This window comes from Streptomyces sp. NPDC044719, from assembly GCF_056433405.1.
On sequence record NZ_JBWKHE010000002.1, the window covers coordinates 418,018 to 439,410 of the forward strand.

General features: G+C 73.0%; 21 protein-coding genes. 8 read left to right on the plus strand and 13 right to left on the minus strand.

Translation table 11 applies throughout. The annotated features are described in order from the left end of the window. Nucleotides 1-56: 56 nt before the first annotated feature. Nucleotides 57-665 carry a TetR/AcrR family transcriptional regulator gene (locus tag AC07DF_RS08635; protein WP_478968292.1) on the plus strand — a complete coding sequence of 203 codons (609 nt, stop codon included), beginning with the start codon at nt 57-59 and terminating at the stop codon, nt 663-665. Between the two features lie 85 nt (nt 666-750). Further along, a complete protein-coding gene (locus AC07DF_RS08640) occupies nt 751-1,479 on the plus strand; it encodes a DUF2470 domain-containing protein (protein ID WP_478968294.1) in 729 nt (242 codons plus the stop codon). Here AC07DF_RS08640 and AC07DF_RS08645 read toward each other — a convergent pair. From AC07DF_RS08645 to AC07DF_RS08665, 5 genes are all read right to left on the minus strand, one after another. Beyond that, the gene (locus tag AC07DF_RS08645) at nt 1,447-2,637 is read right to left on the minus strand and encodes a lactonase family protein (protein ID WP_478969464.1); all 1,191 of its coding nucleotides are present in this window, start codon (nt 2,635-2,637) and stop codon (nt 1,447-1,449) included. The genes AC07DF_RS08640 and AC07DF_RS08645 overlap by 33 nt on opposite strands. A gap of 114 nt (nt 2,638-2,751) precedes the next feature. Next, entirely contained in the window at nt 2,752-3,921 is a 1,170-nt protein-coding gene (locus tag AC07DF_RS08650) for a hypothetical protein (protein WP_478968296.1), read from the minus strand. Between the two features lie 52 nt (nt 3,922-3,973). Next, nucleotides 3,974-5,233 carry an FUSC family protein gene (locus tag AC07DF_RS08655; RefSeq protein WP_478968298.1) on the minus strand — a complete coding sequence of 420 codons (1,260 nt, stop codon included), beginning with the start codon at nt 5,231-5,233 and terminating at the stop codon, nt 3,974-3,976. Between the two features lie 87 nt (nt 5,234-5,320). Beyond that, the gene (locus tag AC07DF_RS08660) at nt 5,321-5,815 is read right to left on the minus strand and encodes an FBP domain-containing protein (protein WP_478968300.1); all 495 of its coding nucleotides are present in this window, start codon (nt 5,813-5,815) and stop codon (nt 5,321-5,323) included. 109 nt (nt 5,816-5,924) lie between these two features. Next, nucleotides 5,925-6,566 (minus strand): PAS domain S-box protein, encoded by a 642-nt coding sequence (locus AC07DF_RS08665; RefSeq protein WP_478969466.1) that lies wholly within the window; start codon nt 6,564-6,566, stop codon nt 5,925-5,927. Nucleotides 6,567-6,718: 152 nt separating this feature from the next. Here AC07DF_RS08665 and AC07DF_RS08670 point away from each other — a divergent pair, with 152 nt between their 5' ends. From AC07DF_RS08670 to AC07DF_RS08685, 4 genes are all read left to right on the plus strand, one after another. After that, nucleotides 6,719-9,901, plus strand: coding sequence for a bifunctional cytochrome P450/NADPH--P450 reductase (locus tag AC07DF_RS08670; RefSeq protein WP_478968302.1), 3,183 nt, complete (start codon nt 6,719-6,721; stop codon nt 9,899-9,901). A 30-nt stretch (nt 9,902-9,931) separates the two neighbouring features. Then, nucleotides 9,932-10,918: a phosphotransferase family protein gene (locus AC07DF_RS08675; RefSeq protein ID WP_478968304.1), complete on the plus strand. Its 987-nt coding sequence runs from the start codon at nt 9,932-9,934 to the stop codon at nt 10,916-10,918. Between the two features lie 87 nt (nt 10,919-11,005). After that, the gene (locus AC07DF_RS08680) at nt 11,006-12,295 is read left to right on the plus strand and encodes an ROK family protein (RefSeq protein WP_478968306.1); all 1,290 of its coding nucleotides are present in this window, start codon (nt 11,006-11,008) and stop codon (nt 12,293-12,295) included. Nucleotides 12,296-12,355: 60 nt separating this feature from the next. Further along, complete coding sequence (locus AC07DF_RS08685) at nt 12,356-12,628, plus strand: hypothetical protein (RefSeq protein WP_478968308.1); 273 nt, start codon at nt 12,356-12,358, stop codon at nt 12,626-12,628. A gap of 90 nt (nt 12,629-12,718) precedes the next feature. Here AC07DF_RS08685 and AC07DF_RS08690 read toward each other — a convergent pair whose 3' ends face one another. The 4 genes from AC07DF_RS08690 to AC07DF_RS08705 form a co-directional block, all read right to left on the minus strand. Further along, the gene (locus AC07DF_RS08690; protein ID WP_478968310.1) at nt 12,719-13,747 is read right to left on the minus strand and encodes an SDR family oxidoreductase; all 1,029 of its coding nucleotides are present in this window, start codon (nt 13,745-13,747) and stop codon (nt 12,719-12,721) included. Between the two features lie 191 nt (nt 13,748-13,938). Next, nucleotides 13,939-15,111 (minus strand): FUSC family protein, encoded by a 1,173-nt coding sequence (locus tag AC07DF_RS08695; protein WP_478968312.1) that lies wholly within the window; start codon nt 15,109-15,111, stop codon nt 13,939-13,941. Between the two features lie 153 nt (nt 15,112-15,264). Further along, nucleotides 15,265-15,930, minus strand: a complete 666-nt coding sequence (locus AC07DF_RS08700; RefSeq protein ID WP_478968314.1) for an HAD family hydrolase — start codon at nt 15,928-15,930, stop codon at nt 15,265-15,267. Nucleotides 15,931-15,968: 38 nt separating this feature from the next. Beyond that, the gene (locus tag AC07DF_RS08705; RefSeq protein ID WP_478968316.1) at nt 15,969-17,009 is read right to left on the minus strand and encodes a PHP domain-containing protein; all 1,041 of its coding nucleotides are present in this window, start codon (nt 17,007-17,009) and stop codon (nt 15,969-15,971) included. A gap of 95 nt (nt 17,010-17,104) precedes the next feature. Between AC07DF_RS08705 and AC07DF_RS08710 the strand changes: the two genes are divergently transcribed. After that, nucleotides 17,105-17,341 (plus strand): hypothetical protein, encoded by a 237-nt coding sequence (locus AC07DF_RS08710; protein ID WP_478968318.1) that lies wholly within the window; start codon nt 17,105-17,107, stop codon nt 17,339-17,341. On the opposite strand, the gene AC07DF_RS08715 is transcribed toward AC07DF_RS08710, so the two are convergent. From AC07DF_RS08715 to AC07DF_RS08730, 4 genes are all read right to left on the minus strand, one after another. After that, a complete protein-coding gene (locus AC07DF_RS08715) occupies nt 17,338-17,883 on the minus strand; it encodes a VanZ family protein (RefSeq protein ID WP_478968320.1) in 546 nt (181 codons plus the stop codon). The two genes, AC07DF_RS08710 and AC07DF_RS08715, sit on opposite strands and share 4 nt — an antisense overlap. 133 nt (nt 17,884-18,016) lie before the next feature. Further along, nucleotides 18,017-18,679, minus strand: coding sequence for a DUF4230 domain-containing protein (locus AC07DF_RS08720; protein ID WP_478968322.1), 663 nt, complete (start codon nt 18,677-18,679; stop codon nt 18,017-18,019). 110 nt (nt 18,680-18,789) lie between these two features. Further along, complete coding sequence (locus tag AC07DF_RS08725) at nt 18,790-19,170, minus strand: anti-sigma factor antagonist (protein ID WP_478968324.1); 381 nt, start codon at nt 19,168-19,170, stop codon at nt 18,790-18,792. A gap of 206 nt (nt 19,171-19,376) precedes the next feature. Beyond that, nucleotides 19,377-19,814 (minus strand): MarR family winged helix-turn-helix transcriptional regulator, encoded by a 438-nt coding sequence (locus tag AC07DF_RS08730; RefSeq protein ID WP_478968326.1) that lies wholly within the window; start codon nt 19,812-19,814, stop codon nt 19,377-19,379. A 103-nt stretch (nt 19,815-19,917) separates the two neighbouring features. On the opposite strand from AC07DF_RS08730, the gene AC07DF_RS08735 reads away from it, so the two are divergent. Continuing rightward, nucleotides 19,918-21,372, plus strand: coding sequence for an aldehyde dehydrogenase family protein (locus AC07DF_RS08735; protein WP_478968327.1), 1,455 nt, complete (start codon nt 19,918-19,920; stop codon nt 21,370-21,372). Nucleotides 21,373-21,393: the final 21 nt, after the last annotated feature.

Consider the following 21,393-nt stretch of genomic DNA (forward strand, 5'->3'; position numbering starts at 1 on the left):
CAATAGCGCAGCCAGTCTGGTCCGGTTGTTGAACCGGCGTCAAGTAAAGTGCCGGTATGGCCGCGAACCAGAGCGGGCGCACACGCCGCCGGCTCAGCACCGAGGAGCGCCGGGAGCAGCTCCTGTCGGTCGGGGCACGGCTGTTCTCGGAGAGTCCGTACGACGACGTGTGGATCGAGCAGGTCGCCGAGATCGCCGGGGTGTCGCGCGGGCTGCTGTACCACTACTTCCCGACCAAGCGTGACTTCTTCGCGGCGGTCGTGGAGCGCGAGAGCGAGCGGATGCTGCGCATGACGGCGGCGGTTCCGGGCGTCCCGGTGCGCGAACAACTCGCGGCCGGTCTCGACACGTTCCTGGAGTACGTCCGGACCCACGCGCACGGCTATCGCGCCTTCCACCGCGCCGACGCGGCCGGGGACCAGGCGGTGCGGCGGGTCTACCAGCGGGCCCTGGCCGCGCAGGAGCGGCAGATCCTCGCGGCGCTCGCCGCTGACCCCGAGTTCGCCCCGGCCTTCGAGGAGCGGCCGGAGGTGCGGCTCGCCGTGCGCGGCTGGCTGGCGTTCACCACGGCCGTCTGCCTGGAGTGGCTGCGCGACGCGGAGTTGGGCCGGGAGCAGGTGCGCGAGCTGTGCGCTCGTGCCCTGCTGGGTGTGCTCACTCCCTGAAACGTCTCGTAAAGATCACGTGACGTGGTTGGCTCACACCCCGATCTTCGGTAAGTTAGGCAAGGCTTACCTAAGGAGGTTCGGGATGGGTGACGACAGCCAAAGCTGGACGGCGGCCCCTGCCGCGGCGGAGCGGGCGCGCTCGGTGCTCGCCGCCGCCTGGTCTTGCTCGGTGACCGCGGAGGGCACGCGGGAGGAGCTGGTCGGCGCGCACACGGTGACCGAGGACGGCAGGGTGCTCGTGACCGTGCCGGAGGACAGCGCCCTGCTCGCGGCCGCGATCTGCGCGCCCCGCGGCGAGCCGTCCGCGGTGCTGGAGTTCGCCGATGTCGCGCCCGTCCCCGTGCGGGGCCGGATCCGCGCCCGGCTGTGGCTCGCGGGCTGGTTCGCCGTCGAGGAGGGGCAACTGGCCTTCACGCCCACCCGTGTGGTGCTGCGGCAGCCGTCCGGTGCCGTGGTCGTGGACCTCGACGAGTTCACCGCCGCCGTGCCCGACCCGCTCACCACGGCCGAGGCCCGGCTGCTGACGCACCTCGCCGACTGCCACGCCGACGCGGTCGAGCGGCTCACCCGGCTCGTGGAGCACGACAGCCTGCACGGCGCGGTCCGCGTCCAGCCGCTCGCCGTGGACCGGCACGGACTGACGCTGCGCATCGAACGGGCCCGCGCCCACGGCGACGTACGCCTGGCGTTCCACGCGCCCGCCGACGACGTCGCGCAACTCACCGAGCGCATGCACGTCCTGCTCACGCAGGCGAGCGCCGCGTCCTGCCCCAAAGCCCTACAGCGGCAGCGCACAGACGGCGACCGGTGAGGGAAACGGTTCTCCGGCGCGCCGCAGCGCACCGCTCTTCTCGTCCACGTGGAAGACGGTGACGGTGCCGGACTTCTGGTTCGCCGCGAACAGCAGGGTGCCCTCAGGCGAGAGGGCGATCTGGCGGGGGAAGTCCCCGTCCACCGGCACGGTGTCCAGCAGTCTGAGCCGGGCACCGTCCGCCTCGATCGCATAACGCGTGAGGCTGTTGGCGCCGCGGTTGGCGAGAAAGGCGTACCGGCCGTTCGCGGTCACCAGGATCTGCGCCGGATAGTTCGTGCCCGAGCCCGTGCCCGTGGACTGCGCCTCACCGACGGTCACACGGCCGGAGGCCGGATCGTACGAGCAGACGGCCACGGTGTTGTCGACCTCGTCGGCGAGGTAGGCGTACCGGCCGCCGGGGTGGAACGTGAGGTGACGCGGTCCCGCGCCCGGCCGGGTCCGCGCCCGCGACACCTCGGTGAGCGTGCCGGCCTTCTCGTCGAGCCGGTACGTATAGACGGTGTCCGTACCGAGGTCGACGGCGAGCACGTACCGCCCGTCGGGGCTGGTGAAGATCTGGTGGGCGTGCGGCCCGTCCTGGCCCGGACCGGGCGGCGGAGCGGAATGCCGGACGAGGCCGGTGCGCTCGCCGAGGGCTCCCGAGGAGCCGATCGGGTGCACGGCCACGCTGCCCGAGCCGTAGTTCGCGCTGAGCAGCCAGCGCCCGCCCGGATGCACCGACAGATGGCAGGGGGCCGCGCCCCCGGTGCTCCGGCTGCCCAGGACCTTCCGGTCGGCCAGCCGGACGGCGGTCACGGCGCCGTCCTCGCGTTCGTCCACCGCGTACAGCGTGCGGCGGTCCGGGTGGATCGCGAGATACGACGGGTCACCGACGCCGGTGATCGTGCCGGTGCCGGTGATCCGGCCCGTCGCCGCATCGTAGGTGGCCAGGCCGATACCCTTGCCGCCGCCCTCGATGGAGGTGTAGGTGCCGAGGTAGAGGGCGCGGGGGCCAGAAGGCCGCCGGGCCTGTCCGGACGGACTCGACTCGGGGGCCGGCGGGGTTGTCGAGGCCGAGGGCGCGGGCGCCTTGTCACAGGCCGGGAGCGCCGCCGCGGCGGATCCTCCTGCCAGTGCGCCGACGAACCGGCGCCTGCTCCAGCCACCACTGCCCATGTCGCCCCTCAGGTCGTCACTCGTCCCCGTCGCGACAGCCACCTTGGCGTGGATCACCCACCGGGTGCAACAACGGCACCGCGCGTTGCGCGAGATGCAACGCGCCTCGGCCGCCTACCAGTCCCCGTCCTCCACCGGCCGGCCCGGCGCGTCCTTGAGCTGCCGCACCTGCCCGGGCTCCGGCGCGTGCCAGGGCTCGTGGTCGTCCCCGAGCCAGTCGCCGGCCGGCTTGACGGCCCTGAGCGTCTCCGTGGGGGCGAGATCCTCCGCGTCCTGGTCGTAGTAGTCGAACCAGGGCAGGCCCGCCCGGGTGTACGCGGCCCGGTCCACCGGAGAAGGCGGCGCCGCCTCGCCGGTGATGCGGCGCCACTCCGGGGGCGTCACGAGGTGCACGAAGACCCGGCCCGCGGGCTGCTCCGCCCAGTCCGACAGCGGCCGGTCGTCCTGGAAGACCTCCTGCCGCATGGATCCGCCGACCCCGAGCCCCATCGCCGCGGGCGCACGGGAGGGAGCCGGGGGAGCGGCTCCGGGGGCGGGCGCGGGCGCGGGGGCCGCGCCGTACGCGGGAGGCGCCGGGACGGAACCGGGCGCGGCCGGTGCCGGGGGCGCACCGGTCGTGGGCGGCGCCGCCATCGGCAACGCGCCACCGAATCCGCCCGGCCCGTCGGCCCCGAATCCGCCCGGCCCGCCGGCCCCGTAGCCGCCCGGCGGGGCCGACCCCCGGGGCCGCTCCGCCCTCCGGCGCTCTTCGGCACGCCAGAGCGCCAGTTCCCGGTCGTTCAGCGGGAAGGACTGCAGCTGTACGCCGCCCCAGACCTCCTCGCCCGTGACCTGGCCCTCGACCGTGGCGCCCAGACCGAGCGGGACGGCCACGAACTGACGGACCGTGCCCGTGCCGGAGTTGATGCCGTCCAGCCAGGGCTGCCGGGGGAGCACCACGTAGTTCTGCGGGTCGCGTGCCGGGCGGTCGCTCCAGGGCCGGCCCGAGACCGCGCACACCTTGCCGACGCCGACCTGCAGCGCGGCCGGCTCCGAGGTGCCCGCGAAGCTCAGCCACATCGCCTCGCGCAGACACACCGGCAGCATCACGCCGCCGCGCGCCCGCCACGCCTCGGGCACCCGGTCCCCGTAGTCCGCGATCCGCCGCACCGGGAACTCGCCCAGGCCGGGTGGCAACGGATGGGTGCCCGTCTCCGGAAGCCGCAGGGTGCGGATGAACCGCACGGTCACACCGCCCGGCAGCCGCAGGGTGTTCCCGTCGATCCGTACGGTCGTGTCGGCCATCGGCCCGCTCCCTCGCATCGGCATCCCACGCCGGCCCCTTCCCGGCGCTCCCTCAGCGAGAACGCGCGTCGAACCCGGCGCGGTTCCGCCACAGCTCTTCCGTGACGCCCAGCCGCTCACGCAGTCGCGTCAGCCGGGGCATCCGCGCGCGCTGCTCGCGCGACACCCGGTCCAGTTCCTCGAACAGGCGCCGGGAGCGGTGCTCGGTGTCGAGCTCGTCGAGGATGCGGTTGACCTCCGTCAGGACGGCGCCCGGAAGCTGCCAGTGCCCGGGGTCGCGCTCGGCCTCCTCGTGCAGCAGCAGGGCCAGCTTGTCGCGGGTGCCCGAAGCGGTGCGCAGTTCCGCGGCGAGACGTTCCTCGGCCGACTCGGCGCTCGCGCTGAGGTGGGTGGTGACCAGCACCGCGAAGCTCACCACGGCATCGGCGATCTCGGACAGCAACTGCTCCAGGGCGGCCCCCGTCTCGGCCTCGAACAGCGGCTTGGGTTCGCGCACCTTCGCGAGGTCGGTGAGGGAGCGCGCGAGCACGCGCAGGACGACCGTGCAGATCTCCAGCGTGTCCAGGCCGGTGCGCATCACGACCCGGTGCAGCACGCTGTCCTGCACACGCGGGTTGAGGCGCAGGCTGTCCTCGGCCTGCCTCAGGGCGGCATCCACCTCGACGATGTCGTGGTCCAGGCGCCGCGCCTCGTGCAGCTGCTTCTCCGCGCGGTCCACGGGCGTGCCGCCCGCCGCCTCCTCGCCCATGAGCAGCATCAGCTGCCGCAGCCGGCGCGCCAGACCCTCGATCGACTCGCCCGCCTCCTCCACCCACACCGGCGGCGCCAGCAGCAGATTGCAGGCGAGCCCGACCGTCGCGCCGATCAGTGTCTCCACCACCCGGGCCCAGGCGGTGTTCCCGACGGTGGTGACCCCGAGGACCAGCATCGCGCTGATCGCCACCTCGGGGACGTACTCCTCCACCTTGACCAGCCGCCCCACGGCCAGCGCGGCCACGAGGAGCAGTGCCAGGCTCCACCAGGTCAGGCCCACCAGCAGGCTGAACGCGATGGCGACGAGGACTCCCGTGACCACGGCGTTCACCCTGCGGAAGCCGTTGGTGAGCGTGGTATACAGCGTCACCTGGGTGACCAGCAGCGCGGTCAGGGGAGCGGTGAGAGGTGCGGCCGCCGGCTCGGGGCTCAGCCGGAGCGCGATGACGTACGCGATCGTCGCCGCGGTCGCGGACCGGAACGTCTGGACGACCACGGGATCCCGGCGCTTGTGCATGATCCGAGTGGCGTGCGCCGTCCACTCACGTACCTCTCGCATCCTCGGGCTGTTCCCCTTCCCCTGGCGCATCGAACGCATCCATGAAGGACGTTAGCGCCGCGGGAAAACAGGGGCGACCGTGGACGCTCAGGCGTACACCTTGTCGAGGAAGGCGGCCAGCCCGTCCCTGGTCCGGTCGATCTGCTCCGCCAGGGTGAGGCTCTCCTCGAGGCGGGACCCGCTCTCCGGCACCTTCTTCCCGCGTACGTAGAGGGAACAGGCGAGGTCGGTGCACATGTACACACCGACGGAATTCCCCTCACGCCCGGCCGCCCCGGCCTTCCGCGCGGTCATCAGCGAGACCCCGCCCCGCGGGTGCGTCGTCAGGCACAGCGAGCACATGCTGCGCTGCAGGGGCCCGCGCTGCGCGGGCTGGAACCGCATCGTCACCCCGACGAGCCGGCCTTCCCGCTCGGTCACCAGATAGCTCCGATCGGGCGCCCCCGGATCCCGCCACCCGAGAAAGTCGAGATCGTCCCAGGGCCGTTCCCCGAGATCCCGGGGGACGGCCAGACGCTTGGCTTCTCCCTTCGAGCAGTTGATGAACGAGGTGCGGATGTCCTGCTCGGTGAGCGGCTTCATGGAAGGCCTCCTGGTTGTCGTCAGGCCAAACCTAGAGGTCCTAGGTTTTGCGGGCCAGGTCAGGTTAGACAGGCGTGGCGAAGGGGGCGAGCGGTTTTACGGAGGCGTCTCAGTCCGGCTCCGCCGCCGACACCTCCGGCGGCCACACCCCGGGGGCCAGTACCCCCAGTGCGTAGGCGCGGGCCACCAGTTCCGTGCGGTTGGCCGCCTGCCAGCGGGAGGACAGGCGGCGGAGGTGGTACGTCACGCCGTCGGTGGTGAGGCCGGTTTCGCGGGCGGCCCGGGCCGTGGTGGCGCCCGCGGCCAGAAGGGCCAGGATGCGTGCCTCCGCCGGGGTGACCCGTTCGGCCGGCGGGGCGCCGGCCTCGTGCTCGCCGTCCACCCGCAGCATCACCAGCAGGGCGGGCGTCTCCTCCACCGAGTCGCTCACCGGGTCCGCCGTCAGCTCTCCGCACCGCTCCGCCCCGCCGGGCGCCCGCCAGCGCACGGACACCTGGTACCGCGAGCGGTGCCGCAGCCGCAGCGCCTCGGCGATCCGCTCCACCTGCGTCGCCTCCCGCGGGCTGAACAGCTCCAGCACGTCACGGCCGCGCAGCCGCCCCGGAGTCGTACCGCACTCCGCCGCCATCGCCGGGTTCGCGAGCAGCACCGCGCCGTACACGTCGCACACCGCGACCGGCATCGCGACCCGGTCGAAGAGGAGCAGGGCGCGATTGCGCCAGATCACGGCCTCCTGCCGGGCCAGGTCCACGAGCCTCTCCTGCCACGCCGGGTCGCTCCCGCGCAAGAGCGACGCATCTCCTTGTACTACACAATCATGTAGGGGCGGGGTGTTGCCCGCCGGGCCCCGTGGATCACGCTGGATCGCAGTACTTCCGTACCGCGAAAGGCAGTTGCCGCGTCATGCCCCCCACCGGACAGACCTCCCGCCCCGCAGACACCCGCGACGACATCCCCGTCGCCGACATCACCGCCACCGGCCCCGGCCCCGCGCCCATCCAGCAGGCCATGGACCTGATGCGCGCGCACGGGCCCGCGTTCGTCCGGCGGCTCCACGGGCGGGACACCCTGTTCGTGGGCGACCTGGACCTGGTCGCCGACCTCGCGGACGAGCAGCGGTTCGCCAAGCACATCGGGCCCGGTCTGGAGAACGTCCGCGAATTCGCCGCCGACGGCCTGTTCACCGCCTACAACGACGAGCCCAACTGGGCCAAGGCGCACGACATCCTGATGCCCGCCTTCGCGCTCGGCTCGATGCGGACGTACCACCCTGTCATGCTGCGGGTCGCCCAGCGGCTCATCGCGTCCTGGGACCGCGACGCCGGCGGGGGGAAGCCCGTCGACGTGCCCGGCGACATGACCCGCATGACGCTCGACACCATCGGACTCGCCGGCTTCGGATACGACTTCGGCTCTTTCGAACGGGCCGAGCCGCACCCCTTCGTCGAGTCGATGGTCCGCTGCCTGGAATGGAGCATGACCCGCCTCGCCCGCGTCCCGGGCCAGGACTACTCGGCGCAGGACGCGGCCTTCCGCGACGACTCCGCCTACCTCGCCCAGGTCGTCGACGAGGTCATCGCCGCCCGCACCGGCACCGACCAGAGCCAGGCCGACGACCTCCTCGGCCTGATGCTCACCGCCGAGCACCCGGCCGACGGCACCACCCTCGACACGGCCAACATCCGCAACCAGGTCATCACGTTCCTCATCGCCGGCCACGAGACCACCTCCGGCGCCATGTCCTTCGCCCTGTACTACCTCGCCAAGCACCCGACGGCGCTCGAGCTGGTGCAGCGCGAGGTCGACGAGCTGTGGGGCGACACGGCGGACATCGAGCCGGCGTACGACGAGATCGGCCGGCTGACCTACACCCGCCAGGTCCTCAACGAGGCGCTGCGGCTCTGGCCCACGGCCGCCGTGTTCTCCCGGGAGGCCCGCGAGGACACACTCCTCGGAGGCCGCATCCCGATGCGCGCCGGACAGTCCGCCCTGGTCCTCACGCCGATGCTGCACCGGCAGCCCGTCTGGGGCGACAACCCCGAACTGTTCGACCCCTCCCGCTTCACGGCCGAGGCGGAGGCGGAGCGCCCGGTGCACGCCTTCAAGCCGTTCGGCACCGGTGAGCGCGCCTGCATCGGACGCCAGTTCGCGCTGCACGAGGCGACCATGCTGCTGGCCATGCTCGTCCACCGCTACCGGCTGGGCGACCACGCCGACTACCGTCTCGACATCAAGGAGACCCTCACCCTCAAGCCCGAGGGCTTCACCCTCGCGCTCACCCGGCGCACCTCCGCCGACCGCGTCCACACGCCGCTGCCCGGCGCCGCCCCGCTCCAGGACACCGGCTCGGCCGAGCCGCGGGACCTGCCCGCGCGCGTCCGCCCCGGCACCGCCGCCCTCTTCCTGCACGGCAGCAACTACGGCACCTGCCGCGACTTCGCCGCCCAGCTCGCGGACGAGGCCGCCGCCGTCGGCTGCGAGACCCAGGTGGCAGCCCTGGACGCCTACGCCGGTGGCCTGCCCACCGACCGTCCCGTCGTCATCACGGCCGCCTCCTACAACGGCCGCCCCACCGACGACGCCACCACCTTCGCGGCCCGCCTCGAAGAGGACCACGACCTGTCCGGCGTGACGTACGCCGTCCTCGGTGTCGGCGACCGCAACTGGGCCGCCACCTACCAGCACGTCCCCACCCGGATCGATCAGCGGCTCGTGGAGTCCGGCGCCACCCGGCTCCTCGACCGCGCCGCCGCCGACGCCTCCGGCGACCTCACCGGCACCGTCCGGGAGTTCACGACGGCCCTGCGTACCGCCCTCCTGCGGCAGTACGGTGACCCGGACGCCACGGCCCCGGACCCCGAGCCCACGACCGCCTACGAGGTCCGGACCCTGACCGGCGGCCCGCTGGACGCCCTCGCCGAACGGCACGAACTGGTCCCCATGCGGGTCACCGAGGCCTACGACCTCACCGCGCCCGGCTACGCGCGCCGCAAGCGGTTCCTGCGCGTCGCCCTCCCGGACGGCGTCACCTACCGCACGGCCGACCACCTCACCGTGCTGCCCGCCAACGACCCGGAGCTCGTCACCCGCACCGCCACCGCGCTCGGCGTCGACCTCGACACGGTCCTGGACATCCGCGCCATCCGCCCGCGCCGCGACGGCATCGCCGTCGACAGGCCCGTCACGGTACGGCAGCTCCTCACCCACCACGTGGAGCTCCAGGAGCGCCCGAGCGCCGGACAGCTGGCCGCGCTCGCCGCCGCCAACCCGTGCCCGCCGGAGCGCATGGCCCTGGCCGCCCTCACCGACGACCCGCGCACCCTCGTGGAGATCCTCGAGGACCACCCGGCCCTGCGGGGCGCCCTGGACTGGCCGCGGCTCCTCGACCTCCTCACCCCGCTGCGCCCCCGCCACTACTCCATCTCCTCCTCGCCCGCCGTCGACCCCGGCCACGTGGACCTGATGGTGTCGCTGCTGCAGGCACCCGCCCGCTCCGGCAAGGGCGTCTACCGGGGCACCGGGTCCGGCCACCTCAACGCGGTCGAGCCCGGCGACACGCTCTACGCGCGCGTGCAACCGTGCCGGGAGGCCTTCCGCATCGACGCCACCAGCGGATCCGCACCGGTCGTCATGGTCGCGGCGGGCACCGGCCTCGCCCCGTTCCGCGGCGCCGTCGCCGACCGCACGGCCGCTCTCGCCACCGGCGCCGAACTCGCCCCCGCCGTCTGCTACTTCGGCTGTGACGCGCCCGACGCGGACTTCATGCACGCCGACGAGCTGACGGCCGCCGACACCGCCGGGGCCGTCTCGCTGCGCCCCGCCTTCAGCGAGACCCCCGAGGGCGAGGTGCGGTTCGTGCAGCACCGCATCGCCGCCGAGGCCGAGGAGGTCTGGGGCCTGCTGGCCGCCGGAGCGCGGGTGTACGTCTGCGGCGACGGTTCCCGGATGGCGCCCGGGGTGCGGGAGGCGTTCCGTACGCTGTACCGCAAGCACACGCCGGGTGCGGACGAGACGGCCGCCGAGCAGTGGCTCGACGGGCTGGTCGCGGACGGGCGTTACGTCGAGGACGTGTACGCGGCCGGCTGACCGAAGTCGTGGGGGAGAGGTGGGCGCACGGTGGTGGACTCCTGGGAACGGGCCCGGCGCATCCTGGAGGTGGCGGGCCTGGAACCCGGCCGCCTCGCCCACCTCCGCCCGCTGACCGGCGGCACGTACAACACCGTCGAGGAACTCCGCCTCACCGACGGCGACCGCTACGTACTCAAGGTCCCGCCCCCGGCGGCCACCCCCGGTCTGCGCCACGAGCGGCGACTGCTCGTCTCGGAGGCCGAGTTCTACCGCTCGGCCGCCCGTGTCGGCGTCCCCGCGCCGCGGCTGGTCTCCCTGGGCGAGGACTTCCTGCTGATGACGGCTTGCCCGGGCGACTCCTGGAGCGATTCCCTCACGGCGTCGGAACAGACCGCGCTGCGCACGGAGCTGGGGCGCCGGACGGCCCGGCTGCACGGCGTGACGGGCCCCGGCTTCGGCTATCCCTCCGGCGCCCTCGGACCGCTCGCCCCCGACTGGCGGACCGCGTTCGCGACGATGTTCGACGCCGTCCTCGACGACGCCCGGCGCTACGGGGCCCGGTTGCCCCGCCCGGTCGACGCGGTGGCCCGTACCGCCCGTTCCGCGTACGGCGCCCTCGACGAGGTCACCGCCGCATGCCTCGTGCACTTCGACCTGTGGCGGGGCAACATCCTCGTCGACCGCTCGGACGGGGACGTCCGCATCGGCGGCCTCATCGACGGGGAGCGCATGTTCTGGGGCGACCCCCTCGCCGAATTCGTCTCCCTGGCACTGCTGGGGGACATCAAGGAGGACGAGGCGTTGCTATCGGGCTACCGGGAGGCCGGCGGCCGAGCCGACTTCGACGCCCCGGCCCGCCTCCGTCTCGCCCTGTACCGCGCCTATCTTTACCTGATCATGCTCACCGAGACGGTTCCGCGCGAGAGCGGCGAGGAACAGGTGCGCTGGGTGCAGAGCGCGGTCGCCCCGGAACTCGTCGCGGCCCTGGACGAGATCGAGGAACTCCTCGGCAAGAAACCTCACAGCGTGAAATAAGGGGTGGCGGATCGTCGCGCCCAGCCCGCCCCGGCGGTATGTCCCCGGCGGTATGTTGCGGGTCGGACAAGGGGCGGAAGGAGCCACATGGCGGGGCGGAACGGGCGCACGGTGCGCGATCTCAGGCGGGCCAACCGCACGGCCGTGCTGCAACGGCTCTACTTCGACGGTCCGCTCAGCCGCTTCGCCCTCGGCCCGGCGACCGGACTGAGCTCCGGCTCCGTCAGCAACGTCGTCGCCGATCTGGTAGCCGACGGGCTGGTCGAGGAGGCCGGCAGCGTCGACTCCGACGGCGGCCGTCCCCGCACCCTGCTGCGCGTCGCGCCCTGCAGCGGCCACATGATCGGCGTCGACGTCGGCGAGACCCGGGTGCGTGTCGAACTGTTCGACCTCACTCTCACCGAGCTGGCCCGCGTCGAGCGCCCGCTCGCCGGCCGGCGCTACGAGGTCGAGGTCGTCGTCGACCACATCCGCCAGGGCATCGCCGAGGTGCTCGACACCGCCGGCCTCGCGCACGAAAGGCTTCTGGGCGTTGGCATCGGCGTCCCCGGCATCGTCGAGCGCACCCCCGACCGCGGCGCGCTCGTGCACGGGCAGACCATCGGCTGGGACGCCGTCCCGCTGGAGGCCCTGCTCCGCACCGGAACCCCGCTGCCGGACACCGTCCCGTTCTTCATCGACAACGGAGCCAAGACGCTGGGCCAGGCCGAGATGTGGTTCGGCGCGGGACGCGGCGCGGACAACGCCGTGGTGGTCCTCTTCGGCTCCGGCGTCGGCGCTAGCCTCGTCACCCCCGAGGTGGAGCAGGGCCGGGCGGTCGAATGGGGGCACCTGACCGTGCGGGTCCGGGGCCGTCGCTGCCGCTGCGGGGCGCTCGGCTGCCTGGAGGCCTACGCGGGCGCCGAGTCGCTGCTCGCCCGCTGGCGGGAGGAGGGCGGCCGGGTACAGGACGGAGCCGACGAGGAGTCCGCGCTCACCGCGATGCTCGCCGCCGCATACCCGCCCGGGACCGGCGAGGCCGACCCGGCCGCGCTGGCCGTCCTGGAGGAGACCGCCGAGTACCTGGGCGCCGGTCTCTCCGGCCTCATCAACCCCTTCCAGCCCGAGCGCATCCTCATCGGCGGCTGGGCGGGCCTGGCCCTCGGCGCCCGCTTCCTGCCCGCCGTACGCCGCCACGCCATGGCCTACGCGCTGCGCCACCCGGCCGGGAAGGTGGCCGTCGAGCTGGGCCGGCTCGGGCCCGACGCGGTCACGGTCGGCGCCGCGATCCTGCCGCTCGCCGACTTCTTCGCACGTGGCGGGCGGCGTCCCGATCCGGCGCCGGAGAGTCCGCTTCCCGCGTGGCACGCGGCACTTCGCGAGCGGGCACCGCGCTGAGGTTTCGCAGGTCACGGCGGAGGTACTCGCGTGGCGCCCGGACCACGAAGGGAGTACGCCGTGACCGACCACCGCCTCGAAGGACCCGGCGAGAACGGTGAGCCCGTCCCGCGGGACATGCCGGACCAGCAGGCCGACGTCGGCGAGGACCCGTGGGAGGTCGCCCCGCGCTTCACGGGCACCGGCGAGGACGACAAGGACGGGAAGGACCGGGCCGACGAGCCCGCCGACGACGTCCCCGACACGGACGAGGCGGGGACGGGCCGGCAGGGGGCGCCCCAGCAGAGCACGGTGCACCCCGAGCATCCGGTGCCGGACGAACCCGCCGACTGAGCGCCCCCGGGCGCCGATGAACGCCGATGGCCGCAGCCGACCGTGGGGGCCCGCTGCGGCCATCGGTCGTCTGCGGGGGGGGGACTGCGGTCAGCCCACCTTGTGTCCCTGCATCGGTTCCGTCGGCGCGCCCGCACCCTGCTGGAGTCCCTGGAGGAACTGCTCCAGCACCTCCGGCGCCGTGTGCTCCGGCCGCCAGCCGAGTTCCCTGTGCGCGCGTGCGCAGTCCATCAGGGGCAGCCGCAGCACCGCGTCGAACAGATGCGGTGAGGCGGGCAACAGGCGCAGGCCCCAGGCGGCGGCGATCGCGGAACGGGCCGCCGTGCGCGGCAGCCGCACCGGACGGGCGCTGAACATCCTGCCCAGCAGCTCCGCGTCGACCGTCGGCTCGGCCGCGAGGTTGAACGCGCCGCGCGCCTCGGAGTGCACCGCCAGCCGGTACGCCTGCGCCGCGTCGTCCGTGTGCAGTGCCTGCACCCGCAGCCCCGGGATGTCGGGCAGGAAGGGGAGCAGCTCCGGACGGGCCGCCGGGCCCGGCAGGAAACGCCCGCCGAAGATACGGCGTTGCTCGCTCGCGGACTCCCGCTGGAAGAGGAAGGCGGGCCGCATCCGCACCACCCGGGTCTCGGGGTGATCGCGCTCGAACGTGTCCAGCGCACGCTCCAAGTAGGCCTTCTCCCGGCAGTACGCGGCGTCCGGCCAGCCGTGCGTCGGCCATGATTCGTCCACCGTCCGGTCCTTGGGACCCGGCGAGTACGCGCCGACCGACGAGGCGTGCACCAGCGCCGGCACCCCCGCTGCGGCCACCGCCTCGAACACCCGCATGCTGCCGAGCACGTTGGTGCGCCAGGTCTTCGCGGGGTCGTGCGTCGGCTGGAACGCCCAGGCCAGATGGACGACCGCGTCGGCGCCCGCGAACCGCTCCACGAGGTCGGACTCCGCGAAGGCCAGGTCGACCGCGGACCAGTCCGTCTTCGGCGGCGACCACTCGGGGATCCGCCGGGCCAGGCCCAGCACGGAGGCGACCTCCGGATCCTCGGAGAGCAGGCGCACCACGCTGGTGCCCACATTGCCGGTGGCGCCCGTGACTACGATCCTCTTGCCCGTTGTGCTGCTCACCTTCCGCTCCTCTCGGCCGCGTGGTTCCGCGAGCGGTGACCGAGTACCCGGGTGGCAACAGGGGGAAGCCCCGGCCGGACGGGGGAATCGCGGCCGGGGCGGCTCAGGGTGTGGGCGCGTCCCCACACCTTGTTCAACGGGCAACCATCGCTGGGTGTTCCACGCTCGGACGCCCCGTCCGGTGAGGTGGGTCACTGCCCCCGGTCGTCCGGGACGGTCTCGGCCCACAGGTTCTCCGCCTGGAGCAGCAGCGTGCCCAGGACCACCGTGTGCACGGCCCCCTCCCCGGCATGCCGGCGCAGTTTCTCCTGCAGCTCCTGGTGCAGCTCGCCCATCGCCTCCACGGTCTCCTCGTCCGGACGGGGCCGCACGCTGCCGTCGAGAAGGCTGTCGGCCTCGGCGTGGCAGGCGTCCCCGATCAGGTCCAGCAGGCGCGCGTACGCGTCGAGGGCCGGGCCCCCGGGCGGGGCGGGCGTCCGGTTGTCGTCCACGGACACCGCCAGGGCCCGGGTCAGCGCGGTGACGTGCCCGGTGACCCGGCTGAACCGCTCGTCCTCGTCCACCGGCGGCAGGGCACCCCCGTGCGGCACGCGGTGCAGGGCGCGCAGCGGGCCGTAGGTCAGGCGCAGGCTCTCCCGGCTCCACCGGCGTGCCGAGCGCAGCGCCTCCAGACGGTTGTCCAGCCGGGACGACGCACTGAGCCAGCCGGCGGCGGTCTGCGCGTCCCATTCGCCCTCGCGCAGGTCGGCGGCGACGGTGCGCAGAACGTCGCCCGCCTCCCGGGCGAGGGCCGCCAGGTTCTCCCGTACGTCGCGCAGATGGACCGGCGGCAGGACGAGCGCGTTGACCGCGAGGCCGATGACCGCGCCGAGTGCCGCCTGTCCCACCCGGTGCCCGACGCTGGACATGCTCACGGAACCCGCGGTGAGGGTGAACAAGGCCGTGGTCGCCGCGTAGATGCCCTGGTCACCGAAGCGGGGCCAGTTCGCGAGCAGCATCAGCACCGGCACGGACAGGGCGAGCGCGCCCGTCGTGTCGCCGGTGAGCGCCTGTGCGGCCGAGGCCAGCACGGTGCCGACGCAGATCGCCCCGAACTGCCGGGCGCCCTGCACCAGCGAGCCGTAGACGGTGGCCTGCACCAGCACCAGTGCCACCCACGGCGCCATCAGCGCGAGCGGGTCTCCCATCCAGACGCCGCCCACCAGCCAGGCGAGCACCGCCGCCGCGGCGGCCTTCAGCGACTGGACGACCAGATCGCGTTCGCGCCCGGGCCCTGTCCAGGCGGCTCGCAGGGCGTCCCAGGCGGCCCGCGTCTCCCGCCCCACGGCATCCACCGGCCGGGTACCGCGGGCCTCGTGCTCCAAGGCGCGGACCCGTCCCGGCTCCTCACCGGCCGACGTTCCTCTGTCCCGCCCTGGGCGGAAGCCTCGAGCCGTCCGCCGTACCGCCCTCGTCACCCGCGTCATGCGCTGCGAGTATCCGCGTGACCGCGGGTTTCACGCCGCCTCATGCCGGTCTCATGCCAGCGGGCTGCCGCGGAGGGAGGACAGCAGGTGCGCGGGGTCGGCGTAGACCGCGTCCGCGCCGGACTTCTCCAGATCGGCACGCGGGATGCCGCCGCACAGCACACCCACGCATCGCACCCCGGCGCGGCTGCCCGCGAGCATGTCCCACACGGTGTCGCCGACGAAGACCGCCCGCTCGGCCGGTACCCCGGCCAGCTCCAGCGCGTGCTCGACCGGCTCGGGTGCCGGCTTGCCCTCGTCGACGTCGTCGGCGCTCGCCGTGGCGGTGATGGCGTCGTCCGCGTCGATGGCCCGGCGCAGCGCGCCGAGCTCGGCGCCGCCCGCCGAGGTGGCCAGCACCACCGCCCAGCCCTCCCGGTGCAGCCGGCGCAGCAGCGGCCCGGCACCCGGCAGCGCGGGCAGCCGGTCGAAGTACTGCCCGTACAGCGCCTTGTGGGCGGCCCTGATGCCGGCGTCCTGGTCCTTGTTTCGGCTGTCTCCCAGCAGGTGGGCGACGAGGTCTGTGGAAGGCAGGCCCACGGCCCGGTGCACCGCGTGCATCGGCACCTGGTGGCCGGCCTGCCGGAAGGCCTCCCACCAACCCACGACGTGCAGGTGGTTGGTGTCGACCAGCGTGCCGTCGACGTCGAACACGGCCGCCCGTCCGGCACTGTCCATGGGTGTGGTCCCTTCTCTCGAGCCCCCCGGGTACCACCTCAGCCGCCCGCCACGCCGGACGGCACCCGCCGCTCACGGGTCCAGGCCAGCAGTTCCTCGAGGGACCACGTCGTCACCACACGCTCTGGCGCCACCCCGCACTCCTCCGCCCGCGCGCACCCGTTGATCTGCCAGTCCAGCTGCCCCGGCGCATGCGCGTCGGTGTCGACGGAGAACAGCACCCCCGCGTCCACCGCCCGGCGCAGCAGCCGCCGCGGCGGGTCGAGCCGCTCCGGCCTGCTGTTGATCTCCAGGGCCGTGCCGGTCTCCGCGCACGCCGCGAACACCTCGTCCGCGTCGAACTCCGACTCGGGCCGCCCCCGCCCCGTCACCAGCCGCCCCGTGCAGTGCCCGAGCACGTCGGAGTGCGGATCGCGTACGGCGGCCACCATCCGCCGGGTCATCGACCGGGCGTCCATCCGCAGCTTGGAGTGCACCGACACCACCACGACGTCGAGCCGGTCCAGCAGCTCCGGCTCCTGGTCGAGGGAGCCGTCCTCGAGGATGTCGCACTCGATGCCGGTCAGCAGGCGGAACGGCGCCCAGGTCTGGTTCAGCTCCGCCACCACGTCCAACTGCTCCCGCAGCCGCTCGGCCGTGAGGCCACGCGCCACCGTCAGCCTCGGCGAGTGATCGGTCAGCGCCGCCCACTCGTGGCCCAGCGCCGCCGCGGCCCGGCCCATCTCCTCGATCGGGCTGCCGCCGTCCGACCAGTCGGAATGCAGATGGCAGTCGCCGCGCAGCAGCCCCCGCAGCCGCTCGCCGCCCCGTACGGAGGGCGGCTCCGTGGCCTCGCCCTCCAGCTTGCGCAGATAGCCGGGCCCCTCCCCGGCCAGCGCCTCCCGCACCACCTGCGCGGTCTTCGGCCCGACGCCCTTGAGCGACTCCAGCGAACCGTCCGCCGCCCGCCGGCGCACCTCCTCGTCGCCCAGGTCCTTCAGTACCCGGGCCGCCGTACGGAAGGCGCGCACGCGGTACGTCGGTGCCAGGGACCGCTCCAGCAGGAAGGCGATCCGGTCCAGTGCCTCGACGGGATCCATCGCCACCTCCAACCTCAAGGGTTCCCCAGCCCCCGGCGGACCGCACGACGGGCTTGAACCCCGCGCCGGCGCCGGTTGCGCTCTACCCTCGATGCATGACCGAAAGCGCGAGCCCGTACATATCCCATCCGCGGATCATGGTGCTCGGGGTGCAGCCGGGCACACCGCCGTTCCGGATCGTGGAGATCGACGGCCAGGTGGTCGGGGAGGCCAAGGCCGCCACCGACGTACTGGCGGCGGCGGCCGCGTTCGGCATCACGGTCCACGACATGGACGATCCGGACGTGGTCCGCTGGGTGAACGGGGACAAGTACACCTGGACCCTGCACTAAGCCTTTCCGGCCGACGGGTTCCCGGCCGCCCGGCCGCGCCGAGGCCTGCGTGCGTGGACGGCCCGGCTCATGCGGCGGCCCAGGAGCAGGTAGCCGATGAGTGCGCCCGTCGTGTTGAGGATGACATCGTCGATGTCGAAGGCGCGGCCGGTGACCAGGGCGCCCTGGGCGAATTCCACCAGCAGCATCACGATCGCGGTCATCAGCAGGACGCGCAGCATGCCGCGCGTGCGCGGCGCGACGACGGGCACGAGGATGCCGAAGGGGACGCCGAGCAGGATGTTGCCGCCGATCTGGCGCACGGCGTCGCGCAGTTCCGGCTGGTCGAGATAGGCCTTCAGGGAGTCGCCGGGCCGGAGGTTGGTGTGGGTCAGCGCCTCCGAGGCGGGCGAGGGCTGCAGGGTCAGCCGCGCCAGCACCACGGCGAAGGCGACCATGAACGTGAAGGCGCACAGCATCGCCAGCAGCCGGACCGGCAGCGGCAGTGGACGTCGCTCGCTCCCGGACCCGACGGAACGGGGACGTGAGGCTGCACTGGCCATACGCTCCTCCACTCTTCAACTTCCCTGTGTGACAGGGCGGTTACCCACGGGCGTGCCGACGATGCCGCCGGGGGTCGTTCCCAGCCACTGTTGCCCGCGTTGCGCCGGGGCACTCCGCCCTGTCCGGGGATGCTCAGGTCCCGTACGAGACCCTCACCTCCTTGAAGCCCAGGGAGCGCAGCAGGCCTTCGAGCATGCCGGTGGCGTTCTTCTCGGCGCGTGCGGTCAGCTCGCTCTCCTTCGCCGCGTCCGAGATGTGCCGGACCGCGAGTTTCTGCACGGCCTGTTCACCGTTGGGGTTGTCCGAGAAGAGGTCGCCGAGGCGGTCGAAGAGGCCGCGCTGCTTGGAGACGGCGTAGGAGCGGTCGGGGTCGAGGGCCGGCTTGCCCAGTTGCGCGTGGGGCAGCCGGAGCGTGGCGGACGTGCGGTCGCCGTTGACCTTCACGTCGTTCTCGCCGACCTTGCCCAGGTCGACGTAGGCGTCGACGGTCCCCGCGCCGACGTACAGAGTGCGGGTGCCGCGGATCGCGTCGGGCAGGAACCTGGCGTCCTTCTCCAGGTCCACGACGACCTGGAAGTTGCCGGAGGCGGCGTCGTAACGGCTGATGTCCTGGATGGACTTCAGCAGCGCGGGGCCGGACCGGTCATGGGTGTCGGTGCCGAACAGGTCCTTCAGGCCCGGGATCACGCTGAGCCGGATCCCGGCGAAGAACACGACGAGCACCAGCACGAGCGCGGCCACCACCTTGGCCCAGCCGGGCATGCGCCTGGGGAGGCGCTTGACGGGAGTCGTCATGCGACGGCCCTCCTTCCTTACTGTCCGGATGCCCGCCACATTCCTTGCCAGACCGGCCGGTTGAGGGTGGGACGACTTCCGCGGAAGCACGAGAGGGCGCACTCAGGGCGTCACACCGAGCCGGACGTGGCCTCCGGCTGTTCCAGGGCCGCGTCCAGGGTCGGCTGCGGCGGCAGCAGCCGGGACAGGCCGGTGATGCGCAGGACGCGCAGGGTCAGGGGGTGGGCACAGACGAGGAGCACGTAGCCGTCCCGGTCGAGGACCCGGCTCCTGGCCCGGTACAGCAACCGCAGGCCCGAGCAGTCGAAGAACTCGATCCGGCTGAGGTCGATCACGACCCGGGCGGCGCGGCGGTTCGTCTCCCGGTCCAGGTGCGGGGCGATCTCCGTGGCCGCGGCGAGGTCGATCTCGCCGCGGAACTCCAGCACGGTGTGTCCCCGTTCCTGGCGGACGCGCAGATGCCGGGTGAGCGGTGCAGGTTCCTGCCGCACGACGAGATCGCCTCCAGCCTGCTCCGTGCGTGGGGAGTGGTCACGGTCCTCACAACCGGTGCCCGTCCCGCAAGTTACCCTCCAACGAGTGAATTTGAGCATGTTCGATTGACATATGTCTCTGAATTGCAGGCGAGTTGGCCGAGGTTCGCGCGGGGGAGTGCGCGGGCGTGAGCGCGGGCGCGATTCCAGGCGTGCGCTCCGGGCTACGACAGGGCGTGCCAGGCCTTGGTGAGGGCTTGGCGGAACTGCTCGGTCTGGTGCGTCGTGAGGTCGCGCACCATGCGCTCCTCGAGATCGCGGACCGGCCCGGCGTGCCGGGTGAGCAGCTCGCGGCCGTCGTCGGTGAGCAGGATCAGCAGCTCGCGGCGGTTGCGGGGGTTGCGCTCCCGGCGCACCAGGCCGCGGCCCTCCAGTGAGCGGACGAGATCGGCGATGGACTGCGCCGTGACGAAGGAGTCGCGCGCCAGCTGGGCCGCCGACAGTCCGTCGTGTCGCTCCAGGACGGTCAGCGCGGTGTACTGAAGAGCGGTGATCCCGGAGGGTCTGACCAGCTCGTCCAGGTGGGAGCGCACGACGAGCTCCACCTGCTTGACCATGTAGAGCAGGGAAGGGGGTGCCTTGGTCACCTGTGAATCGAGCATGGACGCAGGCTAGAGCATTGACAGGAAACCTGTCTGTAAAGAGACTGCGAACCAACAGGAATCCTGTTTGTTGAAATCTTGGCGACGACGCTGGGGAGCGGCGATGACCACCTTCGAGAGGGAACCCGGACAGCTGTTCATCGGGGGCCGGTGGCGCGAGGCCGCCGACGGGGCGCGCACCGAGGTGGTCGACCCGTCCCGGGGCACGGTCGTCACCACCGTCGCGGAGGCGGGCCCCGCCGATGTCGACGCGGCCGTGCACGCCGCCCGCGAGGCCCACGACGACGGCGCCTGGTCCGGGATGAGCGGCCGCGAGCGCGGTCGGGTGCTGCATCGCGTCGCCCATCTCATCCGCGAGAACGCCGACGAGCTCGCCGCCCTGGAGAGCCTCGACGTCGGCAAGCCGATCACCCTGTGCGGCGCCGTCGACGTGACCAACGCGGCCAACGACTACGAGTACTACGCGAACCTCGCCCAGAGCCAGGACGGCGCCCTGCGCGACACCCCCATGAACGCCCTCGCCTACACCCGGCGCGAGCCGCTCGGCGTGGTCGCCGCGATCACCCCGTTCAACTTCCCGCTGATCCTCGCCGGCTCCAAGCTCGGCCCCGCGCTCGCGGCCGGCAACACCGTCGTCCACAAGCCCGCCGACGAGACCCCGCTCAGCGCCCTGTACATGGCCCGGCTCCTCCAGGAGGCGGGCGTACCGGACGGTGTGGTCAACGTCGTGACCGGCAGCGGCCCGGTGGCCGGCGAGGCGCTGCTGCGCCACCGCGGTGTCGACAAGGTCGCCTTCACCGGCTCCACCGCGATCGGCAGGCACGTGGCGAGCGTCGCCGGCGAGGCGCTCAAGCCCGTCACCATGGAGCTCGGCGGCAACGCCGCCCACATCGTCTTCGAGGACGCCGACCTGGAGAAGGCGGTCGCCGCGGTCATCAAGGGCTTCGTCTTCAACACCGGCCAGTTCTGCATGGGCGGCCCGCGCCTGCTGGTGGCCCGCTCGGTGTACCCGACGCTGCTCGGCATCCTCGCCGAGGCGGTGCCCGGCGTGCCGATCGGCGACCCGCGCGACCCGGCCACCGTCATCGGCCCGATGGCGGCCGAGAAGCACCTGAAGAAGGTCGAGGAGTACGTCGCCCTGGCCCGCAAGGAGGGCGCCCGCATCGTCTGCGGCGGCGAGCGGCTCGACCTCGACGGCGGCTACTACTACAAGCCCACCGTCATCGCCGACCTGTCGAACGACTCCCGCGTGATCCAGGAGGAGATCTTCGGCCCGGTCCTCACCGTGCAGCCCTTCGACGACGAGGACGAAGCCGTCGCCCTCGCCAACTCCACGCCCTACGGCCTGGCCTCGGGCGTCCAGACCAGCCACCTCGCCCGCGCCCACCGGGTCGCCGGCCGGCTCCAGGCCGGGATCGTCTGGATCAACGACTGGGCGATGCTCGACCCCGCCGTGCCCTTCGGCGGTGTGAAGGACTCCGGCTACGGCCGTGAGTACGGGCCCGAGGCCCTCGCCGGTTACACCAAGGTCAAGTCCGTCGTCGTCTCGCTCGACTGAGACACCGTCAAGGAGTCATCG